Raw genomic sequence first — 22340 nt, 5'->3', positions numbered from 1 at the left:
CTTTCTACCATTCTAAATTATCAATGGACATTGGTTCTGGATTTTCTTTGATACTGCGCACTTTGGCATTGTTAATTTCAATAACTCTGTCGGCAATAGGTGTAATTGCTGTATTATGTGTAATGACGATTACGGTCGTTCCGGTTTTTTCACATGTTTCTTGTAATAATTTTAAGACAGATTTCCCTGTGTCGTAATCCAGTGCGCCTGTTGGTTCATCGCATAAGAGTAACTTCGGTGCTTTCGCTAATGCACGGGCGATGGCAACACGCTGTTGTTCCCCACCGGATAACTGCGCTGGGAAATTATCTAATCGATGACTTAATCCAACTTGTGTCAAAACGGTTTCCGCGTCTAGTGCGTTAGGAGCAATTTGTGCCGCTAACTCGACATTTTCTTTCGCGGTTAAATTAGGAACTAAATTGTAAAATTGAAAAACAAAGCCGACATCTGTGCGGCGATATTTCGTTAATTGTTTTGCATTATATTGAGCAATATCTTGCCCATCAACCATGATTTTCCCTTCACTCGAACTATCCATCCCGCCTAATATGTTTAACACGGTGGATTTACCAGCTCCAGAAGGTCCAACGATAACAACAAATTCACCTTTATTTATCCCAAAATTGATTTTGTCATTAGCTGTAACAACATTCTCTCCCATTTGATAAAATTTAGAGACATCTTTCATTTCTACGTAGGTCATTTTTCTCGTCCTTTTTTCTCTGTCATATGACATTAGTATACCATGTGTTATTTAAGTTGGTGAAGTACTAAAAAAGGAAAGTAACATAAAAAAACTAACTGGAGAATTTCCAGTTAGTTTTTTTCCTTTAGCGGATAGTCGCATTTAGTTTTGTTTGTAATGCTTCTACTACTTTGTTTGTTGCTTTTTGGACGTCTTCTTCAACGAGCGTTCTTTCACTGTCTAAGAAAGTTAAGGTATATGCAAGCGATTTTTTATTTTCGCCAAGGCTTTCTCCTTCGAAAATATCAAATAGCTCGATATTAACTAATAAGTTTCCGCCGTGCTCTTTGATTACTTGAGAAATCGCCGCGTGGTCGGTATCTTTATCGACAAGTAATGCCAAGTCGCGTGTCATTTCTGGATAGCGTGGAATTGGCTGATAAACTACTTTTTCTTTCGTTGCATCAAGTAAAGCTGCTACATTGATTTCAAATACATACGTTTCTTTTAAATCGTAGTTTGCTTCTACTGCTGGATGAAGCGCGCCAAGATAACCGATTTCTTGTCCTTCTAAAACGATGCTTGCTGTTCTTCCTGGATGCAGCTCTTCTTTTTCGGTTTGCTTCCAATGAAGTTCGGCTTTAATGCCAAGTTTGTTTACTAATCCTTCGACAATTCCTTTTAAAACGAAGAAGTCTACTGGTTTTGGCGTTTTTTGCCAATCTACAACATGCCAATTTCCAGTAATCAGCCCAGCTAAATGCTCTTGTTCGATTGGTAAATTGTCACCTTCTGTTGCGTAGAACACGGTTCCCATTTCGTAAAGTGCCACGTCCATATTTTTACGAGCGATGTTATAACTTGCGCTACGAATTAATTGTGGAACGATACTTGTTCTTAAATGGCTATGTTCTTCGCTCATTGGCATCGATAATGCAACTGTTTTTTCATCAGAAAGTGCTAGACGAGTTGCATCTTTTTTAGATGTTAAAGAGTAAGTTAATGCTTGGTTAAGCCCTGCTCCTTCTAAATAAGCGCGCATGACACGACGAGCTTTTTGGCTGTCTGATAAGCCACCTGTTGTGCTTGTTGCTGGAAGAGTTACCGGAATTTCATCGTAACCATAAATCCGTGCTACTTCTTCTAAAATATCCGCTTCAATCGTAATATCCCACCGTCTCGTTGGTACTTCGATAAGCAATGTGTCACCTTTTACTTCTAACACAAATCCTAAACGAGCAAAAATAGTTTCGATTTCCGCAAGTGTAATCGCTGTCCCTAAAATACGGTTAATACGTGTTAAACTTGTTTCGATTTTGTTGACTGCTTTTTCACGGTTGTCTACTTCAACTACGCCACCCACAAGTGTGCCGCCGCTAAGTTCAGCAATAAGTGCTCCGCCGTGCGCAAGTGCTTTCTCTACTTTCCAAGCATCTGATCCTTTATCGTAGCGAATACTTGCTTCGGTACGTAGGTATAATTCGCGTGATGCTTTACCGATAGAGGAACTACTGAAAATCGCACCTTCTAGCGCTACGGTTGTTGTGCTCTCGGTTACTTCGGAAAATTCGCCGCCCATAACGCCCGCGATGGCAATTGGTTCTGTTCCGTTCGTAATGACTGTATGACCCGCTTGTAACGTTCTTTTCTCGCCATCAAGTGTCGTAATTTCTTCTTGTTCTTTTGCAGAACGCACGACAATTTTTTTGCTGCCAATTTTATCGTAGTCAAATGAATGTAAAGGTTGGCCGTATAATAAGTTGATGTAGTTCGTTACATCGACCACATTATTATGAGGACGGATGCCAGCTTTCATTAATTTTGTTTGTAGCCATAGTGGTGATTCTTTGATTTCGATGTTTTCGATCATTTTAATTGCATAGTAAGGTGTGTCAGCTGGATTTTCTACTTCTACAGAAATAAATGCATCCGCTTTTCCTTTTTCAGATACGTCGGGCTGGGTTGGTTGGGCTGGTTTTTGATGGATAATCGCGCCAACCTCGTGAGCTACGCCGTTCATGCTTAATGCGTCGGCACGGTTTGGAGTAATTGCCATATCCAAAATCGCATCATCCAAGCCAAGTAATGTGATTGCACTTACGCCGACTTCCACATGTTCTGGTAATACGTAAATACCTTCTGCGTATGCTTTTGGCACAACTTTACTTTCAAAGCCAAGTTCTGCAAGCGAGCAGATCATTCCTTCTGAAACTTCGCCACGTAATTTAGCGCGTTTGATTTTCAGTCCACCTGGAAGTCTTGCACCAACTTTGGCAACAATCACTTTTTGACCAGCGGCAACGTTTGGAGCTCCACAGATAATTTGAACTGGTTCTGCTTCGTCTGTTTGAACGAGACATTTATTTAATTTTTCTGCATCGGGATGGCGTTCGCATGATAATACTTCACCAACTACGACATTTTTCAAACTAGCGCTTAATTCTTCTACGCCTTCGATTTCAATACCTGTTCTTGTGATTGCTTCTCCTAGTTCTTCCGCCGTTAACGGGAATTCTTGGAAAAATTCTTTAACCCAATTATATGAAACTAACATTAGATTTCCCCCGTTTCTGTACTTTGGAATTGCTTCGTAAAGCGTAAATCATTTGTATAAAGGTGGCGAATATCATCCACCGCATATTTCAACATCGCAACACGTTCAGGTCCTAAGCCAAAAGCAAAGCCGCTGTAACGCGTGGAATCAATCCCGGACATTTCAAGCACATTTGGATGTACCATTCCGCTTCCTAAAATTTCAATCCAACCTGTTCCTTTACAAACGCGACAACCTTTACCACCACATTTGAAACAAGAGATATCCATTTCAACGGATGGTTCTGTGAACGGGAAGAAGGATGGACGAAGACGAATTTCACGTTCTTCACCGAACATTGTTTTTGCAAGGACTGTTAGCGTTCCTTTTAAATCAGCAAATGTGATGTTTTCACCAACGACAAGTCCTTCGATTTGTGTAAATTGGTGCGAGTGAGTCGCGTCGTCATTATCACGGCGGTATACTTTCCCTGGACAAATAACTTTGATTGGCCCTTTAGAGAAGTCGTGTTTCTCCATTGTTCTTGCTTGTACTGGAGATGTTTGGGTACGTAATAACGTGTTTTCTGTAATGTAGAAGCTATCTTGCATATCACGAGCTGGGTGATCTTTCGGTAAATTTAGCGCTTCGAAGTTGTAGTAATCTAGTTCTACTTCTGGACCTTCTGCGATTTCGTAGCCCATCCCAATGAACATATCTTCCATTTCTTCAATTACTTGTGTCAGTAAATGTTTTGTTCCAATGCTTGGCGCTGTACCAGGTAAAGTAACATCGATTGTTTCTGATTTTAATTTTTCATTGATTGCTGCTGTTTCCAGAATTTCTTGTTTGCTGGAAATCGCTTCTGTTAGAGCGGTTCTTACTTCATTAGCAAGTGAACCCATTTTTGGTCGTTCTTCTGCGGAAAGTTTCCCCATTTGTTTCATGATTTCGGTCATCGGGCCTTTTTTACCAAGGTATTTTACCCGTAAGTCGTTTAATGTTTTTAAGTCTGATGCTTCGTTGATTTGTGTTTCTGCTTCACTTTTCAGCGTCTGTAACTGTTCTAACATACCGTTCACTCCTTCTTTTTAGACAAAATAAAAAAGCTCTATCCACAAAGGGACGAGACTTCTCGCGGTACCACCCTAATAAGAACAAAAAATTGCTCCCACTCAAAATTCGATAACGGCTTAGTAACCGGACCACCTTCACACATTGCGTGCTTCCCGGCGGCGACTCCAGAGGTGAAATGTTCACAAATTCGTTTGTAAAGTGGCTTTCAGTCTATGACCACTTCTCCCTATACAGACTCACTTTGCTACTTGGCTCTTTCATTGTCTTTACTTATTTAGATAGTTTCTATTATAGTATGGTTCTACGAAAGATTCAAGCTAAAAAATAATCTCCCCTGATTTAATAGGAGAGATTATTTCTTTTTTAATTAGGCACTTCCACCCATTTATCTGCCCAGCACTGGACTTCAAGCATTACTTCTTGGAGTGCTTTACCTTTTTCGGTTAGTTCATATTCAATGCGTACAGGAGTTTCTGGATAAACTTGTCTTAAGCAAATATCCATTTCCTCAAGTTCCTTCAAACGTTCTGCAAGCACCCGATCACTCATTTGTGGGATCTCAGCGGCAACTTGTTTAAACCTTTTTGGACCAGTCAGTAAGACATTGATGATAAGTCCAGTCCAGCGTTTACCTAGTAATTGGAACGCCGATTCAAACTTCGGACATACTGTATGTGCATCAGTCATAATTCTCACCTCTAACGTTATTGTACCATATCTATCATCAGAAAGTAACTAATAAATATTATGTTGCTTATATTTAGTAAGTATGCAGTTAATTGACCAAAGTATCCTTCTGGGCTTACACTATAACTAAGATAGATTTATGAAGGAGGCGGCTATCATGCCATCCATTAGATACATTGTTAAAACTGATGTTTCTGAAACCTTCGAAATAATCAAAGCAGGCCAAGTAGGATCGAATATCGTTTTTTCGGAAATTAGAACGTTTGATTTTGGTGAATTAGCGACACTTGCTTGCGAAAAATATTATTTCCGCTCTTCTAACCGGGCGGCACTTTTCGTCAATATTAATAATTTTCACGGCGAAACGGAAGTAACGATTATCTCGACGGGTAGTTCGAACGGCTTCTTTACTGGCATTGACTGGGGTGCAGCGTTTGATTATATGCACAGTGTTGTAGCCGATTTAAAACGCGTTGCTATTCGGGAAGTAGCTATTGAAAAACAAGAAGAAATCTAAAAAAGTGGTGGCTAAGTCAAAATAACTTAGTCACCACTTTTTCTTTATTTTCTTAAGCCATAAAGTAGAATTCCAGCCGCAACTGCGACATTCAATGATTCACTGTCTCCATATATTGGAATATATACTTTTTCAGAAAGACGATCTTGTAATTCAGGAGAAATACCATTACCTTCATTTCCGACCATTAACGCTAAAGTGTCACGTTTTGTCATGTCGTTTAATGATTTCGCTTGGTCATCGAGAACTGCGCCAATAACTGGAACGCCCTCTTCTTCTAAATTCGCAATCCAATCAAATAAATCTGCTTGAATAACAGGAATATGAAAGTGACTACCTTGTGTACTACGAATTACTTTAGGATTATAAAGGTCTGCACTTCCCTTGCCAAGCACGACACAATCATATCCAGCAGCATCAGCCGTACGAATTAACGTGCCTACATTACCTGGATCTTGAACTGCATCTACTAGCAGTAATTTTTTCCCGTATAAAAGCATCATATCTGGTTCAGATGTTGCGACTACTGCAAAAACGCCTTGCTCCGTCATTGTTTCGCTAATTAAGTGGCTGATTTCTGTACTAATTTCAAATACATCATAATCGCCTTTTAACCACTCTTCCGGAACAGAAACACCACTTGAAACAAGCAGCTCCAGTACTAAACCATCTTGACGTAATGCTTCTTCTACTAAATGAAAGCCTTCCACCAAATAAGTTCCGGTTTTATCGCGGCCTTTTCTCGTTTGTAGTTTTTTCCATGTTTTGACACGGTCGTTTTTTACTGATTGAATCTGTTCCATAAAAGTTGTCCTCTTTTCTCGAAACTCAACCTAAGCGAATTTCTGTTACTTTTTCTTTATCTAAACGTTTGACTACTTCGGTAATTAGTTTTACTGCATTTTCAAAATCATCGCGATGTAGCATCGAGGAATGAGAATGAATGTAGCGTGTTGCAATGGTAATGGATAGAGATGGGATTCCGTTTCCAGTTAAATGAATCGAACCAGAATCTGTTCCGCCCATTGGGATCGCTTCAAATTGGTAAGGAATGGATAGTTCATCTGCTACATCTGTGACAAAATCACGAAGACCAGCATGTGCTACCATGGATGCATCGTAAATAACGATTTGTGGACCTTCGCCCATTTTGCTCATTGCTTCTTTGTCTGTTACGCCTGGAGTATCTCCCGCGATGCCGACATCAACGGCAAAACCGATATCAGGTTGTACGAAATGTGCGGCTGTTTTCGCGCCACGTAAACCAACTTCTTCTTGAACCGTACCCACACCATAAACGATATTTGGATGTTGTTCTTTTTGTAAGTTTTTAAGTACTTCGATAGCAATCGCAAGGCCAATACGGTTATCCCATGCTTTTGCCAGTAGGAATTTCTCGTTTTTCATTACGGTAAAATCAAAAGCGGGAACAATCATATCGCCCGGACGAATGCCATAGCTTTCCACTTCTGCTTTATCCACTGCGCCAACGTCAATAAACATATCTTTAATGTCAAAAGATTTTTGGCGTTCAGCTGCTGTCATTACATGTGGTGGTTTAGAACCAATAACACCAGTGATTTCTTCGCCGGAACGCGTCACGATGGTTACTTTTTGTGCGAGCATGACTTGGGAAACCCAGCCGCCCACTGTTTGAAATTTAATAAAGCCTTTATCGTCAATTTGCGTTACCATAAAGCCTACTTCATCTAAATGGCCAGCAATCATAATTTTAGGTCCATCTTCGTTGCCTACTTTTTTCGCAACGGCACTTCCTAAGCCGTCTGTTTCAAAACTATCTGCTAGTGGTTCGATGTATTCGCGGAACACGTTTCTCACTGCACGCTCGTTACCGGGAATACCTTTTGCATCGGTTAATGCTTTTAACATCTTTAATTGTTCATCCATATAAATAACCCTCCTTATAAACTCCTTTTACATTATAACAGTTTCTTTCTAAAAATCCTTTGAAAACGCAAAAAAAGCCGAGTAATCTATTCAGCTTTTTTTGTAAGGATATTACCATACGACGGATTGGACGTTAAGTAAAGGTAGATTAAAGGCTGTTTTTTCTTTTGTATCCGCCTTCGCTACTTTGGTTTTGTGGAGCTCGGATGTATCGATGTCCATGTTGATGACTAAACGATTATTATCATCGGTTTTTAGTAAGGCATCGACAGTTGGCGAATAGTCTTCTAATTGATAGAAGTTTTTAATCGACGTACTTTCAATCCAACCGATAGATTCGCCATTTTGATGGATATGATACCACGTAATATTAGAGTCGGTTACTTTTACTTCTTGATTAATCGACACTTGGCGACCAAAATATTTTGTCGTACTTGCTACTGGTTTAGCCCCTTTTGTACCACCAGGAGCGGACCAAATAAAGCAATTATCTTTGATAGCTATTTCTCCAGCTGCTTTGATTGCTTTATCAGATACACGTTCACTATAAACGGTATCGTATTTATTTAAATTTGCTTTTTTGATGAGGTCAATTAGTTTCGCTGCATACTCTGGATCAGACGAATAGCCAGTTTTGCCAAGTGCAACAGCGGCTTTTTCAAAGTTATCTTCTTTGATTAGTCCTCCGTATAGATGCGGATTCCATGATGGGCCTTTGACAAATAAAAGTGCGTGGTCATTCATTGATTCATACCAACCTGGGTACGCACGGAAAACAGCATCTGTTCCAACCCAAACAACGCCATTGTGTTCTCTAGTTGGTAATTTAATCGATGCTCCATTATAAGAGCCTTTAATTCCGAATAAATTGTTACCGTCTTTCGCCAGTTTACTTTCGCCCCAATTAGATTCTAGGATTGCTTGCGAAATAGTAATACTTGCTAAAATACCATGTTCTCTTTGCACTTTTTGAGCATGCGGCGCAATCTCATTAATAAACTTCTCTTGCTTGGAAGTCAGGCCGTCCTCAAGACCAGCAGCTTGGGAGTGGATTGGTAAGGCGCATAATGTAATTGTAATTCCTAGACCAATAGTCACCAAATGCTTCTTTGCGAGTTGTAACATAATGATTTATTGCACATCCTTCTTTGAATTATCGTTCCAGCTTTTGAATAACTGGAAACAGGTGTTCTTTAAAACAACTATTTCATTCTATCAAACCAGTCTTGTAATACACATTACTTTTACATTACTTATGTTACAATTTGGGCTTAGCGCTTTGATAGAGCAGTTTTAGAAAGGCTGACCTAATGAAAATAAAAAAGAAAAAGAGCTTGTAAAGGACTTTTTGCCTATAAATAAGACAAGTCATTTTGCTCTTTTTCGGTCATTTTCTATTTTTTTTCGATTAATTCTTGTTTTACCCAACCAAGTGGCTCGGTATCTACGGAAATTTGGTACCAAACGCCACTATCAGTCTTTGCTTCGCGTAAAAGTTTCAAATCTTCTCGTTTATAGTAGTTAATTTCTTCTACTTTTAATGCGCCGGCTAGTCCATATGGCTTTGTCCACACCGCGCCGGATACGTCTTTTTTCACATTACCATAGCCAGTTGATTTGGTATCATAGTAAATCTTGTCTTCAATTCGGTCATACAGTGCTAAGTCGTATCTTTCAATAATATTGATTAATTTCTCTGCATAATCGGGGTCTGTTGCGTAGCCAGCTGATTGTAATTCTTGCGCGGCTTTTTTATAATCATCTGCTGCAACGACGCCATTGTACTTATCTTTATTCCAAGAAGTTCCTTTTAGAAAAAGTTCTGCGTGCGAATCGAGTGACTCGTTCCAATCTTTGTATTTGCGAAAATTAGCGTTGATTTCAATCCATTTTCCGTCTACAAATTCTTTGGTCGTCATCGTTACCATTGGTTGTGGGGCTTTCCCTTTGACGCCAAATAAGTTATTGCCTTTTTGGGCTAAACCGCTTTGACCCCAGTCGGATTCTAAAATTGCTTGGGCGAGTGTGATGCTTGTTAAAATGCCATGTTCGGCTTGAATTTCTTGCGCACGGGGCGAAAGTTCATTTAGGAAGTTTTGTTGTTTGGAATGATATGCTGGGTCTGGCTCTGGTGCAGTCATAATTAAATACTGCTGTCTGACCACGGATGCAATGACTCCTACTAAAATAACTAGAAGTAAAATTCCTGCCATCCCAATTAGCCTTTTCTTCTTCTTTTTGGATAATTTTCTATATTTCAGCTGTCGTCACGCCTTTCTGTCTACGAATCCTTTGATGGTACTAGAATACGTTACTTTTACAACAATTGCAATCCATCTGGAGGTCTATTTTGCTGAATTTAAGAAATCTTTACTTTTTATATGATTTGTTTAAATGATGGGTAGTTCAGCTATAGCAAGCTCAATTGATATGTAGAATTCTTCAATTTGTAACATTTGCCATCATTTAGTCATATAAAATTGGTGCAGTTTTCTGAAAATATTTTTTTGTGACGCAAAAAAACCGTTTTTCTTCTATATATAATAGCGAATTCAATTAGACAGATTTATTTGTTGCAGATTTAATTTGTACTAAGCTTTTTTGAATAGCTTCGATATCAGGTGTTTCTTTGATGATTAGCCATTTTTCGGGATTTTGCGCGATTTTCGTGGTAATTAGTGGTTTGGTTCGTTTTTCAAATAACTCGTCCCAGTAAAACATTTTCTTTAGCATTTTTAAACGGATGGGATAATGTGCGGTTTCTAGTCGTAGTAATTGTTTGATTTGGCGTTTGATTAGTTGAGCGCGGATTTGTTTTTTAGGTAAATCTAGGAAAATAATGGCGTCCGCTTGGATAAAGCTTTCGGTCGCCCAATCTTCGAGGTGGACGCCTTCGATAATCCAGTTTTTATTTTGGAGGATGTTGGTTAATACGGCTGCTTTTTCGGAATCGGTTCGTCTTACTTCGGTTGCTTCTCGTTTCCAGACGATGCGGTCCGTTTCAAAATAGTCGATTTGTTGCCATTCGGAAAGTTTTTTCGCTAAAGTGGTTTTGCCGCTTCCGACTGATCCGATAATACGAATTTTCATAAAAAAACCTCGCTTTGAATTAAATACTATCTTTTTGCCCTGCTTTTATTTTATAATTATCTCATTGTGATAAAAGGGAGGGAAATTTTTGATTATATTATTTATTGTATCAGGTCTATTGGCTGGGATGGTATTACCAGTGCAAACGGCCATCAATACACGACTTAGTACATATACGAAATCCCCGTTTTTAGCTTCGTGGGTTTCTTTTATGGTTGGGACGACAGTTTTACTTATCGTTTGCTTGTTTACGCAAAAATCATGGCCAATATCATCAGAAATGATTGCCTCAAATCCTTGGTATATCTGGGTTGGCGGTGGAACTTTAGGTGTTATATTCTTAACAGCTAATATTTTACTTTTGCCGCGACTTGGTTCTGCCCTGCTTGTGATGATTACAGTTTGTGGACAAATGATTATGGCTATTGTAATTGATAACTTTGGTTTATTTCAAGTACCAATGCATGAAATTAATATCGAGCGTTTACTTGGCGTTATTTTAATGTTCGGCGGCATTTACTTGATGCAACGCTTTTAAAAGGAGGAGAAAACATGACAAAAAGATCATCCAAATCATTATTACTATTTATGGCAATGGGACTTGTTTCTGGACTACTTTCCCCGATTCAAACGTCGATTAATAGCCAACTTAGGCTAACTGTCGGTTCTCCTTTTGTGGCATCATTTATTTCCTTTTTAGTTGGGACGACTTTGCTTACACTTGTTTGTTTAATTGTCGAGCGTCGGTTGACTTTTCAGCTAAAAGGGGTCGGGCGAATTCCTTGGTGGGTATTCACTGGCGGTGCGCTTGGAGTATTATTTGTAACTTCAAACATTTTACTTTTACCATTGCTTGGCTCGGCCATGACGGTTGTTTTAGCACTTTGTGGGCAAATGATTATTGCGCTAATTATTGATCACTTTGGCTTTTTCGGGGTTATTCCTCATCCGATTAACCGTTACCGAATGATTGGTGTGTTATTAATGCTCGTTGGTGTATTTTTAATTCAACGCTTTTAAAAAGGAAAACCTCTCCGGATCTAGGTCTGGAGAGGTTTTTTGTTATTTCTTTTTATTACGGAAAACGAGTTCGGAATTTTTGTAGAAAATATCTGTTTCGCCAGCACGGTAATTGACGACTCTGGCAACAGCGAAAAAGTAATCGGATAAGCGATTGACGTATTTTAACACTTCTTCGTTGCTGGAAGCGATTTTTAGCATGCCGACAATTTCGCGTTCGGCTCTTCTTGTTACGGTTCTAGCCATGTGCAGTAATGAAGCTGCTTGTGTTCCGCCTGGTAAGATGAATTTTTCGATTTCTGGTGGTTCATCGGCGTAGATATCAATTCGGTCTTCTAGCCATGCAACAGGCTCGCTCGTTAGCTTGTACGCGCGCTTTCCTTCTTCGGTTGCAAGGTCTCCTCCTGCATCAAATAATTGTTGTTGAATTTGTTCGAGCTCGGCTTGGATTTCTGGTTCGTTTCCAAGGGTTGTAATCGTGTAGCCAATTAGCGAATTAAGTTCATCCAAAGTGCCATATGCATCAATTCGGATATTGTCCTTGCTTACTTTGCTACCCCCAATAATTCTTGTCATTCCTTTATCGCCGGTTTTTGTGTAGATACGCATATTTTTTCTCCTTTCATGATTTTTTCTAGCTGGTCCATTTGAATATTTGCTTCTAAAAGTGCCGCTAATTTGTCGTATTCTTGTTCTTTGTGTTCTTTTAGTTTAATGATTTCATGTGGGTAAAAGGGCTTATTTTTGTTTTTCAGCAGCTCATTGAATAGATTGCCTAGGAAAATATCGTTATCGAAAATACCGTGGATGTATGTGCCGATGATATTTTTATTGGCGGAAATGGCGCCATCTTGGTGGGTTTCTTGGTTACCGTTCACTGCTTTAATTTCGCAAAATGGGTTGGTATTCTCACCGCGCGTTGTTTGACCCATATGGATTTCGTAGCCTTCCACCGGTTCACCGGAAAGTGTCACGCCAGTAATTTGGGTAGTGCGTTTTTGGTCGAGAAAAATGGTTTCGGTGTCTAATAAACCTAGTCCAGCAATTTCGAGTTGTTTGCTTTCCACTTGATTTGGATCGAGCATTTTTTGACCGAGCATTTGATAGCCACCGCAGATTCCAATAACTTTTCCGGCATTTTTAGCGAAGTTTTGAATTGCTTTTTTAAGACCGGATTCTTCGAGAAAAGCCATATCTTCCAGTGTATTTTTACTGCCGGGAATGATTACTAAATCAGGGGTTCCAAAATCAGCTAGGTTTCGAATGTAGCGCACGCTTATGTCAGGTTGAATTTCTAGAATATGAAAATCTGTGAAATTCGATATACGTGGTAAACAAATAATTGCGATATCAAGCAAAGCCGAGCTATCTGCCATGTAATTTTTCCCACTAAGTGACACGCTGTCCTCTTCTTCTAATTGTAGATTGGCATATGGGATCACACCGATAACTGGGACACTCGTCAGTTCCTCAATCATATCAATGCCCGGTTGTAAAAGCGCCACATCGCCTCGGAATTTATTGATGATAACCCCTTTGAGCCGAGCCCGTTCTTCTTCTTTTAAGAGCATGATTGTGCCATAAATCGAAGCAAACACGCCACCTTTGTCGATATCCGCTACTAACACGACGGGCGCATCGACCATTTTTGCCATGCCCATATTCACGATATCACGGTCGTTTAAATTGATTTCGGCTGGGCTTCCGGCGCCTTCTAGTACAATGATATCATTTTCATCCGCCAAACTCTGGTAAACTGCTTGGATTTTTGGAATAAGTGTTTGTTTGAAATCGTGGTACGTCACGGCATCCATATTGTCTAAAATCGAGCCCATAAAAATGACTTGCGACTGGCGATCATTGGTCGGTTTAAGTAATACCGGATTCATCCTGACATCGGGAAAAACGCCAGCTGCTTCTGCTTGAAACACTTGTGCGCGCCCCATTTCGTCCCCTGTCGCTGTAATAAAAGAATTTAGCGACATATTTTGCGATTTAAACGGAACGACCCGCTTGCCTTTATTTTTGAATAGGCGGCATAAACCCGCAACGAGCACGCTTTTTCCCGCATCAGAAGCGGTGCCTTGAATCATTATTTGCTGTACCATTATTTAGTCACCTTCCCTGTGTGCGCGAAAAAATCGGCTTCTTTTTTGAATAGTGGGTAGCCAGCTTGTTGGTGCAATTTGATTAACCACGGCTGAACCAAACCAGCTTGTTCGATACTTTCTTTCTCTAAGAAAACATGGCTCGTTTCCCCGTTTGTGAGAACAGTTCCTTCTTTTAACATATAGACGTAATCGCATATTTCATAAATTAAATCGATATCATGGCTTGAAATAAGGATCTTTTTCCCTTGATTTGCCAGACGTTCGATAATTTCCATCATGATTTTTTTACCGATGGGATCGAGGCCAGCTGTTGGTTCATCTAGCAGTAACCAATCTGTGTCAAGAACAAGAGCTCCGGCAATCGCGACACGTTTTTTTTGGCCATAACTTAAATATTGGACTGGTTTATGTTGAAATTCCGTTGCACCAACAATCTCAAGCACATTCGTCACGCGCGACTCCACTTCACTTTCGCTCACGCCTAAATTTCTAAGTGCAAAAGCCACATCGTCACGAACATTGGAATAAAAAATTTGCTGATCGGGATCTTGGAAAACGATGCTCACTTTTTTTCGCAAAGCAAATAATGCTTTTTTATTGTAAGCAAGTGGTTTTCCATCAAAATAAACTTTGCCAGAAGTTGGCTTGTTAATGCCTAGTAGCTGCATAAAAAGGGTCGATTTTCCGGAGCCATTCGCACCAATAAGGCCGATAATATTGCCTTTTTCTAAATCAATTGAAACATCCGTTAAGGCTTGTTTGCCATCTTCGTATTGGAATGAAATATGTTCTGTTTTAAGCAAATTGGCTTCCTCCTAGATATGAAATTCTCCTTGATATAGCTTCACATCAAGTGTTACAACCATTTCATTATATCTTTTCATGACACGATTGAATAACGTATTGACGAGCATTCCGAATGAACGATAACTATTTTTTATGCCGTGATACCCGAAACGAAGGCTCTGTGCTTTTCGAATCGCCGCCGCTTCTTCTATGAAAATAAAGATAAAACGATAAATTAAAATCGTAAGTTCAATCAGTACTTTGGGGATAAAAATCCGCTTCATTACTTTTGTTAATTGTACCACGGGAACGGTTAAGACGAAAAAATAGGTTGCCGCTAAACAAGCGATACTTCGGAAAAAAACTTGTGTCGCCGTCGTAATCGTCACATCAGAAATCCCGAGATAAAAGCTGCCAATCGAAATCGAAGCGAGAAAACTGCTTGGATCTTTTGAAATCGAAATAAGAATTGAAAGTAAACTAAAAAGCAGAAATGAAAATGGTAAAAGGAGCCATTTCAAATATTGTTTAAAGTGAATTTTTACGACATAGAGCGTCAGTGGTACCATGCATACAAATAGTATCGCTTGGGCGAGCACGGGTCCGGTTAACGCAAGTATTAAAATCGCCACATAAAATAACGCTTTTGCTGATGGGGAAAAAGCAATCCACCGGTTTTGGTACGCGTATTTATCAATGGTTAACATCGGCTTCGGCTTTCCGCTTGCCACGACTCACGCCAATGACATATGCGATAATTCCCGTTCCGATACAGCCTTGCAGCGTAAATAGTAAACTTTCAATTTCGCCACTTTTTGGTTCATATAGTGGTTCAAACCATGGTTCATAGCTTGGATCGATTTTAGTAATTTCTGCTTCTGCTTCTCCGTCCGAACCGCCGTATTCGCCCGTTTTATTGAAGAAAAATGGGCTTACCATTAACAAAATTACTAATAAAATTAAAATCACATTGATATTTAGTTTTTTCATCGTAATTGTGCCACCTTTTCTGGTAAATTTTTGCTAATAAGATTGTACATTACTACGGTTAGTAAGCCTTCTGCAATTGCGATTGGAACTTGTGTTACACAGAAAATCGCCATGAATTTTAGGATGGAAGCCATCATGCCGGATGCTGGATCTGGGAAAACGACTCCAAGTTGGACGCTGGTGGTGAGATAGGTTGCCAAGTCAGCTGTCATCGCACAAAGGAAAATCGAAACACTTTTATTGCAGTTTAATTTACGAGCTAATTTGTACACGACGAAACCGACCATTGGGCCGATTACAGCCATTGACATTGCGTTTGCACCAAGAGTTGTAATGCCGCCGTGCGCAAGTAGTAACGCTTGGAAAAGCAAGACAATCACACCTAGCACGCTGACAACGAGTGGGCCAAACATAACGGTTGCAAGACCAACACCAGTCGGATGAGAACAAGATCCTGTAACTGATGGGATTTTGAGTGCCGAAAGTACAAAGATAAAGGCCGCGCATAATGCTAATAGTAATTTATTATTTTTATCTAGGGCAATTAATTTACGAATGCGCATTAAACCGAGAACTAAGAACGGGATAAAAACAATTAGCCAAAAAACCGCCCATTTAACTGGTAAAAAACCCTCCATAATATGCATTGCGTGTGCGGATTCTGGGTTTGTTAAAGTAAAATAAATAACGCCAATTAAAACGAATGGTAGAAACTTCCATAATTTTTTCATTTGTATTGCTCCCTTCTTTTTTTCACGATAATCGTGGTAAAGTATGACATTTTATCTTCTGGATTTATGTCTTGCATGCCATAAGTGATTTTTTCTGTCGCCATGGCAACATCGCTTACTACAACTGCTGCATCAAGCAAATTCAGTTTTTTTAGTAATGTCGTAAGAAGGGGCAAATTGCTTGCTGCTTTCATGAAAACAACAGTATCAAATAATGTGAGCGCTTGTTCGATTTTTTCAGCGCCTGCTGTTACGGGGATGACGGCAAAACTTTCCTCATCCATTACAAGCGGTAATTCAATTTTAGAGGCGATATTAGAGAAGGAGGAAATACCGGCTAGCGTGACGGTTTCAATTTCCCCTTTTAGCAGTTCTAGCAAATAGCTGTAGGTGCTGTAAATCATTGGATCTCCTAGCGTGATGAAGCCAACGTCATGTCCATTTTGTACATCTCTTTTAACTTCTTCCGCAATCGCCTTCCACGCCAGCATTTTTTCCTCTTTGTTATAACTCATTGGAAAATGGCGTTCTTTGACGATTAGCGTATCTTTTAAATATGGACCGACGATTTTCTTGGCTAAACTTTCGCCGCCTTTTTTCGGTTGGGGGGTGTAGAGAATCGCTAACTTTCCAAGGCGTTCTGCGGCTTCCATTGTGACTAGGTTGCTATCGCCTGGTCCTGTGCCAATGCCGTAAAACTTAGCCACGTGCATTCACCCTCTCTATTGCTGTGTGGATATGTTCGATAAATTGGGCTTGGATGAGTTCGTTCTCACCTAAACCTTGTAAGTGGCATTCGGTTTGGATGCCGGCTTGTTCTAGCGTACTTTTCCAAGAATCATCGTCATCAGAGGCCATATCGTTCGTCGCATGATCTCCTGCTACGAGCATAAATGGCATTAAATGGGCTTTCTTGATTTTGGCTTGTTGCAATCGTTCAATTACTTGATCCAACCCAGGATAACTTTCTACGGCACAAAGATAGATTGGTTCATTTAATAGCATGTGGTCAAGGCAAGCATAGGCGCTGAAAGCATGGTGTTTCGATCCGTGGCCCATAAGAATTAACGCTTCTTGTTCTTTCAAAGGAGGCATTTGGTGACGAATCGCTTCGATCGCTTTTTCGTAATCTTCCTTCGAATCAAGCAGCGGTTGGCTAACGATGATGGAGTCAAAGTCAGGCTTGAATTTTTCCACTTGAGCAGTGATTTTTTCAAATTCACCACCGCTAATAATATGTAGTGACTGAATGATGACTTCTTTATAGCCTAATTCTTTTAGTTGGTTTAGGGCTTGGCTTGGTGTGTTGATATGCATATTGTCGCGTGTTTTTAGTTTTTTTATAATTTTATTAGAGGTAAATGCGCGAAATACCGTGTAATCTGGGAATTCTTGAGCTACGCGTTTTTCGCACGCTTCTATGGTTTTTTCTCTTGTTTCGGGATAACTAGTACCAAAACTAACGACTAAAATAGCTTTTTTCATTGCGGTACTCCTTCTACTTTTGTTTTTTGGATTAGTTCGATTAAGCTCTCTGGTGTGGCTGCTTCGGCTTCTATAAAATTGGTAATGCCGAATGATTGCAAGGTTGCGCTTGTGAATCTTCCAATGGATAAAATCGTTTTCGTTTGTAAAATGGCTTTTTCTTCGGTTGTTAGTACATCAAGTAGGTTTTGGACGGAACGTGAACTAGAGAAACAAACTTGCTCAAAGCTTGCGAGGTCAAATGGGCGCTCGGTCACTGGGCGCATATCGTATAGTGGCATCATTTCGAGTGCTCCCACTTCAGATAAAATCGCACTAACTTCCGCTGTATCAACCACGCTTCCAATAATTAAGTTGCTCGCATTGTTTTGGAATCGTGCTAGATGCTCTAAAATCAATTCCGTGCTCCGCCTCTTAATAAAGCTATCTGGAATAATTCCTTTTTCGTTAAATGCTTCTTTTGTTTGCTTGCCGATAGCAGTTAGATGGGTGTTTTTTAACGAACGAATATCTAAATCAAGTGTTGCTAAATAGTCAAAAAATCGTTCTACGGCTTCTTTGGAGGTGAAAAGTAATTCGCTTACCTTGCACAACGCTTCTTTCGTTTTCGTTGGCGTCTTATCCAATACTTGAATATTGGGATACATGGTTACTTCTCCGCCTAAATCGCGAATTTGTTCCGCGAGCATACTTTTTCCGGCGCGTGCTCTCGGGAGTAACACTTTCGTATGGAAAAGTGGCATTTCTTCAAAAAAGTTCAATTGTGGTCGTAAGCTCACCACATCACCAACAACGATAAGCGCTGGGGAGGAAATCCCGGATTCGGCCACTTTTTGCTCGATGGTTTGTAAGTTCCCTGTAACGGTTAATTGTTTGCCGCGCGATGCCCATTGCACAATGGCAACACCCGTTTCTGCTTTGCGACCATTTTCAAGTAGATTCGCGCAAATATTAGGCAAATTTGTCATTCCCATCAGAAAAACGAGCGTACCTTCAAGTCGCGCAAGTGCTTCCCAATCGAGTGGATCGCGCCCTTTTTTCAAATGCCCGGTAATCACGTGGAAACTTGAAGCAAAATCACGATGTGTGACTGGAATTCCGGCGTAGGCAAGACCTCCGATAGCTGAGGTGATTCCCGGGATAACTTCAAACGGGATTCCAGCTTTGTAAAGTGTTTCTCCTTCTTCCCCACCGCGACCAAACACATACGGGTCGCCTGCTTTTAAACGAACAACTAGCTCATTCGTCGCAGCTTCTCTTACAAGTATTTGCTCGATTTCATCTTGGGGAATTGGATGGTGTAATGGTTCTTTTCCGACATAAATTAGTTTACAGCTAGCTTTTCGTTCTTGAAGCATTGCTGGTTCCACGAGGCGATCATAGACGATAACATCCGCCTTTTGCAGGGCAGCTAGTCCTTTCACGGTGAGCAGTTGTGCATCTCCTGGACCTGCGCCAATTAACATGACTTTTCCCATTAGTAGACCTCCAATTGAGTTAAAATTTCTGGTAGTTCGGTTAAATGATTTATTTCGATTGGATAATTTAATTTTTTGCGGCGAATGACAATGACGGGAATATTTAGTTCTGCTGCTGCCGTAAGTTTTTCTTGGAAGCCGCCTTGTTTGCCGCTTTCTTTGGTGATTAAAACATCTGCCCCAGTCATTTCTAATTGTGTTCGGTTTGCTTCTGTCGTGAACGGTCCTTTCATGCCGATGATTTGGTCGGCAACGAGTCCGAGTTCTTCTGCTGAACGAATCACGTCAGATACAGGTAAAATACGGGCGATGATATGTTGTTGTTTTAGACCTTTCACAAATTCCGGTAAATTTTTGCTGCCAGTTGTCAGGAAAATACGTTGTCCTAATTTTGCTGCGACTGTGCAGGCTTCGTTGATATCATTGACTAAATAAGTGTTGTCCGTTTGTTCGCTTGTGCGTTCGAAACGAATATAAGGAATGTTCGCTTCTTTGCATGCATCCATTGCGGTTTCAGAAACGATGGTCGCGAATGGATGGGTCGCATCAATGACAAGATGAACCTTTTCACCGTGCCATTTTTCAAGCATTGCTTCTTTCGATAATCTGCCGCAAAATACGTTTTCGGCGTGCTGATTAGCTAAAATTTCTCCGTAATCTGTTGCGACAGAGAGGATGAAGGCTTGCTTTGTTTCCGTTAGCCAATCACTAATGATCAAGCTATCCGAAGTCCCGCCAAGTACGAAAATCATAGAGAGTAGCCTCGTGGTGTGATCATTTTGCCATTTTTCACGTAGGTTTCTTTGTTACCTACAATGACCATCGTTGTCATATCTACTAGTTCATAATCAATATCACGCATTGTTGTAATAATTTTCCGTTCTTCTTTGCGACCAACATCTTTGACGATACCAACAACCGTATCTCCTGATTTATGTTCCATCATTTTTTGAAAAGCGTTCGCTAAATGGTTCGCGCGACCTTTACTTCGTGGGTTGTAAAAGCAAACGACAAAATCAGCCATTGCCGCATGCGTTAAACGTTTTTCGATGACTTCCCACGGCGTCATTAAATCGCTTAAACTAATATGGCAAAAATCGTGCATGATTGGCGCGCCGAGAACTGCGGCCGCTCCAATACTTGCGGTAATTCCCGGGATTACTTTGACTTCTAGGTTGGGATCACTTTTTTCTGCCAGTTCTAAAACCAAACCAGCCATCCCGTAAATCCCAGCATCACCACTGGAAACAACAGCCACTTTTTTGCCTGTTAATGCGATATTTACGGCTTCTTGGCAGCGATCGATTTCACGGCGCATCCCCGTTTTCACTACTTCTTTATCTTTAATTAGCTCTTTGATTAGTTTGATATAGGTTACATAACCAACGATAACGTCTGCATCTTCTATTGCTTGCAGTGCTTCGCCAGTCATTAAACGTTTGTCTCCTGGGCCAATTCCGATTACATAAATCATTTTGCCACCTCACTGTTTTTAATTAATTTTCCTGCTGCGAATGTCACGCCATTTTCGGCAAATCGGCTCGTAATCACGTTTCCATTACTACCAATATCTGCTGATGATAAGGCGACATTTCCTACTTGTACGGTTTTTTGAACAAATGCGGACGTTGGGTATTTCCCAGCGACTGTTTGCAATTCTTCCGCTGAATGAACGATAAACTCGATGCCCCACTGTTCCGCTAAATGTAGAATTGCTGGTTCTTCCGCTTTGAGTGTAATGCTATGAATTGCGCGAAATGCTCGCGGATGTATGTTTTCTTGTTCACAAAAATGTGTAAATACGGTATCGATTGTTTCCGCTGAAATGCCTTTTCGACAGCCGACTCCGAGAATAAATTGCCTAGGCACTAGCTGGATTCGTTCTATTTTTGCGGTTGGTAAATTATTTTTAGTTGAAATGAAAATTTGCGGACTCACTTCTTTGTTAGTAAAACCTCGCGTATCAACTTCAAACGGCTCATCTACGTGCAAACCGACTTCTTTTCCCGCTGCGAGTAAGCCATTAATACGTTTCGTTGTTGCTTTAAAATCAGGCAAATAACCGTCTAATTGTTTAGCGATATTATCAATCGCAGCTACATTTGCTCGGTCAGTAGCGGTTGTAATAACTGCCACACCGCCTGTTATTGTAGCAATTTCTTCGGTTAACGCATTCGCTCCACCAACATGACCGGAAAGTAAACTAATGATAAATTGGCCATATTCATCCATGACGAGTACTGCTGGATCTGAAAGTTTATCTTCTATCACTGGAGCCAGCGTTCGAACGGCAATTCCGGTCGCCATTATACAAATTAAGGCTTGATAGTCGTTGAAAATCCGCCGCATCGCCGTGCCAAAATCAGGCAATAAAGCGTGCGTCTGTTCATTTCGATGTTTTTCTGGTACAAAAATTGTCGCGGATACTGTTTCCGCTAAGGTTATTGCTAAATCACGACCACGTTCAGTGACAGCAATTATCGCGATTTTATCTGTACTCATGTTTGAAATCCTTGTCGTATAGCTTGGAATAGTAAAATTCTTCTCCAAGGAAATCACCAACCATAATTAATGCCGTTTTCGTAATGCCAGCTTCGGTCACTTTTTCCGCGATATCGGCTAAAGTTCCCGTTACTTTCTTTTCTTCCGCCCAAGTTGCTTTATAAATAACGGCCGCCGGAGTCTCTGGTTTATAGCCACCTTTGATTAATTCGGAAACGACTTTTCGAATGCCTTGAACGGATAAGAAAATAACCATCGATGTTTGGTGCGCGGCGTATGATCTAAGAGATTCGCGCGACGGCACCGGTGTTCTGCCAGCCATTCGCGTAATAATCACACTTTGGCTAACTTCTGGAACCGTATATTCGACGCCAAAACTACTCGCCGCACCGAGGAATGAACTTACACCTGGCGTACAAGTAAATGGAATCGAACGTTTTTTCATTTCCTCAACTTGCTCACGAATCGATCCATAAATAGAGAAGTCACCTGTTTGCAAACGAACAACTTCTTTCCCAGCTGTTACGCCGGCTTCCATGCAGTCAATAATTTCGATTAAGTTCATGCTCGCACTATTATGGATTTCGCAGTCGGGCTTACAATATTCCAGCAACTCTGGATTCACGAGAGATCCAGCATAAATAACGACATCCGCATCTTTTAATAATTGATATCCTTTTAATGTGATTAATTCTTTATCTCCAGGTCCTGCTCCGACGAAATGTACTTCTGCCATT

At 40.4% G+C, this 22340-nt stretch carries 25 protein-coding genes and 1 other annotated feature; of the genes, 3 read left to right on the top strand and 22 right to left on the bottom strand.

Features of this window, described 5'->3' with window-relative positions; translation table 11 throughout:
• Window positions 1-4: 4 nt before the first annotated feature.
• The 4 genes from HCJ30_RS04875 to HCJ30_RS04860 form a co-directional block, all read right to left on the bottom strand.
• On the bottom strand, window positions 5-706 hold the full coding sequence (locus HCJ30_RS04875; protein ID WP_185391189.1) for an ABC transporter ATP-binding protein: 702 nt from the start codon (window positions 704-706) through the stop codon (window positions 5-7).
• Window positions 707-833: 127 nt separating this feature from the next.
• Window positions 834-3242: a phenylalanine--tRNA ligase subunit beta gene (pheT, locus tag HCJ30_RS04870; protein WP_185391188.1), complete on the bottom strand. Its 2409-nt coding sequence runs from the start codon at window positions 3240-3242 to the stop codon at window positions 834-836.
• On the bottom strand, window positions 3242-4294 hold the full coding sequence (gene pheS / locus HCJ30_RS04865) for a phenylalanine--tRNA ligase subunit alpha (RefSeq protein ID WP_149060046.1): 1053 nt from the start codon (window positions 4292-4294) through the stop codon (window positions 3242-3244). The genes pheT and pheS overlap by 1 nt, the downstream gene beginning before the upstream one ends.
• 45 nt (window positions 4295-4339) lie before the next feature.
• Window positions 4340-4568, bottom strand: a binding site (T-box leader).
• A 93-nt stretch (window positions 4569-4661) separates the two neighbouring features.
• Window positions 4662-4985 (bottom strand): winged helix-turn-helix transcriptional regulator, encoded by a 324-nt coding sequence (locus tag HCJ30_RS04860; RefSeq protein WP_003721618.1) that lies wholly within the window; start codon window positions 4983-4985, stop codon window positions 4662-4664.
• Between the two features lie 157 nt (window positions 4986-5142).
• Between HCJ30_RS04860 and HCJ30_RS04855 the strand changes: the two genes are divergently transcribed.
• Window positions 5143-5502 (top strand): DUF6054 family protein, encoded by a 360-nt coding sequence (locus HCJ30_RS04855; RefSeq protein ID WP_185391187.1) that lies wholly within the window; start codon window positions 5143-5145, stop codon window positions 5500-5502.
• A 44-nt stretch (window positions 5503-5546) separates the two neighbouring features.
• Here the strand turns inward: HCJ30_RS04855 and HCJ30_RS04850 are convergent, their stop codons facing one another.
• The 5 genes from HCJ30_RS04850 to HCJ30_RS04830 form a co-directional block, all read right to left on the bottom strand.
• Window positions 5547-6305: a TrmH family RNA methyltransferase gene (locus HCJ30_RS04850; protein ID WP_003721616.1), complete on the bottom strand. Its 759-nt coding sequence runs from the start codon at window positions 6303-6305 to the stop codon at window positions 5547-5549.
• Window positions 6306-6330: 25 nt separating this feature from the next.
• Entirely contained in the window at window positions 6331-7410 is a 1080-nt protein-coding gene (locus tag HCJ30_RS04845) for a M42 family metallopeptidase (RefSeq protein WP_185391186.1), read from the bottom strand.
• Window positions 7411-7521: 111 nt separating this feature from the next.
• A complete protein-coding gene (locus tag HCJ30_RS04840) occupies window positions 7522-8535 on the bottom strand; it encodes a glucosaminidase domain-containing protein (RefSeq protein WP_221635977.1) in 1014 nt (337 codons plus the stop codon).
• Between the two features lie 269 nt (window positions 8536-8804).
• Window positions 8805-9671 (bottom strand): glucosaminidase domain-containing protein, encoded by an 867-nt coding sequence (locus HCJ30_RS04835; protein WP_185391593.1) that lies wholly within the window; start codon window positions 9669-9671, stop codon window positions 8805-8807.
• A gap of 295 nt (window positions 9672-9966) precedes the next feature.
• Window positions 9967-10500, bottom strand: a complete 534-nt coding sequence (locus HCJ30_RS04830; RefSeq protein ID WP_185391185.1) for an AAA family ATPase — start codon at window positions 10498-10500, stop codon at window positions 9967-9969.
• Window positions 10501-10588: 88 nt separating this feature from the next.
• On the opposite strand from HCJ30_RS04830, the gene HCJ30_RS04825 reads away from it, so the two are divergent.
• Together HCJ30_RS04825 and HCJ30_RS04820 are read left to right on the top strand one after the other, a co-directional pair.
• On the top strand, window positions 10589-11038 hold the full coding sequence (locus tag HCJ30_RS04825) for a DMT family transporter (protein WP_003761842.1): 450 nt from the start codon (window positions 10589-10591) through the stop codon (window positions 11036-11038).
• A gap of 14 nt (window positions 11039-11052) precedes the next feature.
• On the top strand, window positions 11053-11520 hold the full coding sequence (locus HCJ30_RS04820) for a DMT family transporter (RefSeq protein ID WP_003721608.1): 468 nt from the start codon (window positions 11053-11055) through the stop codon (window positions 11518-11520).
• 42 nt (window positions 11521-11562) lie between these two features.
• Here HCJ30_RS04820 and HCJ30_RS04815 read toward each other — a convergent pair whose 3' ends face one another.
• From HCJ30_RS04815 to HCJ30_RS04755, 13 genes are all read right to left on the bottom strand, one after another.
• Window positions 11563-12129: a cob(I)yrinic acid a,c-diamide adenosyltransferase gene (locus HCJ30_RS04815; RefSeq protein WP_185391184.1), complete on the bottom strand. Its 567-nt coding sequence runs from the start codon at window positions 12127-12129 to the stop codon at window positions 11563-11565.
• The gene (locus tag HCJ30_RS04810; RefSeq protein WP_185391183.1) at window positions 12093-13628 is read right to left on the bottom strand and encodes a cobyric acid synthase; all 1536 of its coding nucleotides are present in this window, start codon (window positions 13626-13628) and stop codon (window positions 12093-12095) included. The genes HCJ30_RS04815 and HCJ30_RS04810 overlap by 37 nt, the downstream gene beginning before the upstream one ends.
• The gene (locus HCJ30_RS04805; protein ID WP_185391182.1) at window positions 13628-14434 is read right to left on the bottom strand and encodes an energy-coupling factor ABC transporter ATP-binding protein, CbiO family; all 807 of its coding nucleotides are present in this window, start codon (window positions 14432-14434) and stop codon (window positions 13628-13630) included. Before HCJ30_RS04805 ends, HCJ30_RS04810 begins: the two co-directional genes overlap by 1 nt.
• A 12-nt stretch (window positions 14435-14446) precedes the next feature.
• Entirely contained in the window at window positions 14447-15124 is a 678-nt protein-coding gene (locus HCJ30_RS04800; RefSeq protein ID WP_185391592.1) for an energy-coupling factor ABC transporter transmembrane protein, read from the bottom strand.
• Complete coding sequence (locus HCJ30_RS04795; protein ID WP_185391181.1) at window positions 15111-15407, bottom strand: energy-coupling factor ABC transporter substrate-binding protein; 297 nt, start codon at window positions 15405-15407, stop codon at window positions 15111-15113. Before HCJ30_RS04795 ends, HCJ30_RS04800 begins: the two co-directional genes overlap by 14 nt.
• Entirely contained in the window at window positions 15404-16054 is a 651-nt protein-coding gene (locus tag HCJ30_RS04790; RefSeq protein WP_185391591.1) for an energy-coupling factor ABC transporter permease, read from the bottom strand. The genes HCJ30_RS04795 and HCJ30_RS04790 overlap by 4 nt, the downstream gene beginning before the upstream one ends.
• Before the next feature lie 80 nt (window positions 16055-16134).
• A complete protein-coding gene (locus tag HCJ30_RS04785; RefSeq protein WP_185391180.1) occupies window positions 16135-16845 on the bottom strand; it encodes a cobalt-factor II C(20)-methyltransferase in 711 nt (236 codons plus the stop codon).
• Window positions 16838-17623: a sirohydrochlorin cobaltochelatase gene (locus tag HCJ30_RS04780; protein ID WP_185391179.1), complete on the bottom strand. Its 786-nt coding sequence runs from the start codon at window positions 17621-17623 to the stop codon at window positions 16838-16840. Before HCJ30_RS04780 ends, HCJ30_RS04785 begins: the two co-directional genes overlap by 8 nt.
• Window positions 17620-19101: a uroporphyrinogen-III C-methyltransferase gene (gene cobA / locus HCJ30_RS04775; protein WP_185391178.1), complete on the bottom strand. Its 1482-nt coding sequence runs from the start codon at window positions 19099-19101 to the stop codon at window positions 17620-17622. The genes HCJ30_RS04780 and cobA overlap by 4 nt, the downstream gene beginning before the upstream one ends.
• The gene (cobK, locus tag HCJ30_RS04770; RefSeq protein WP_185391177.1) at window positions 19101-19853 is read right to left on the bottom strand and encodes a precorrin-6A reductase; all 753 of its coding nucleotides are present in this window, start codon (window positions 19851-19853) and stop codon (window positions 19101-19103) included. Before cobK ends, cobA begins: the two co-directional genes overlap by 1 nt.
• Entirely contained in the window at window positions 19850-20575 is a 726-nt protein-coding gene (cobJ, locus tag HCJ30_RS04765; protein ID WP_185391176.1) for a precorrin-3B C(17)-methyltransferase, read from the bottom strand. Before cobJ ends, cobK begins: the two co-directional genes overlap by 4 nt.
• Window positions 20572-21603, bottom strand: coding sequence for a cobalt-precorrin 5A hydrolase (gene cbiG / locus HCJ30_RS04760; protein ID WP_185391175.1), 1032 nt, complete (start codon window positions 21601-21603; stop codon window positions 20572-20574). The genes cobJ and cbiG overlap by 4 nt, the downstream gene beginning before the upstream one ends.
• A complete protein-coding gene (locus HCJ30_RS04755; RefSeq protein WP_185391174.1) occupies window positions 21590-22339 on the bottom strand; it encodes a cobalt-precorrin-4 methyltransferase in 750 nt (249 codons plus the stop codon). The genes cbiG and HCJ30_RS04755 overlap by 14 nt, the downstream gene beginning before the upstream one ends.
• Window position 22340 lies beyond the last annotated feature (1 nt).

The organism is Listeria cossartiae subsp. cossartiae (genome assembly GCF_014224155.1).
GTDB lineage: Bacteria > Bacillota > Bacilli > Lactobacillales > Listeriaceae > Listeria > Listeria cossartiae.
The sequence above is the reverse complement of the archived record's forward strand: the minus strand, read 5'-3'. Positions and strand labels throughout refer to the sequence as shown.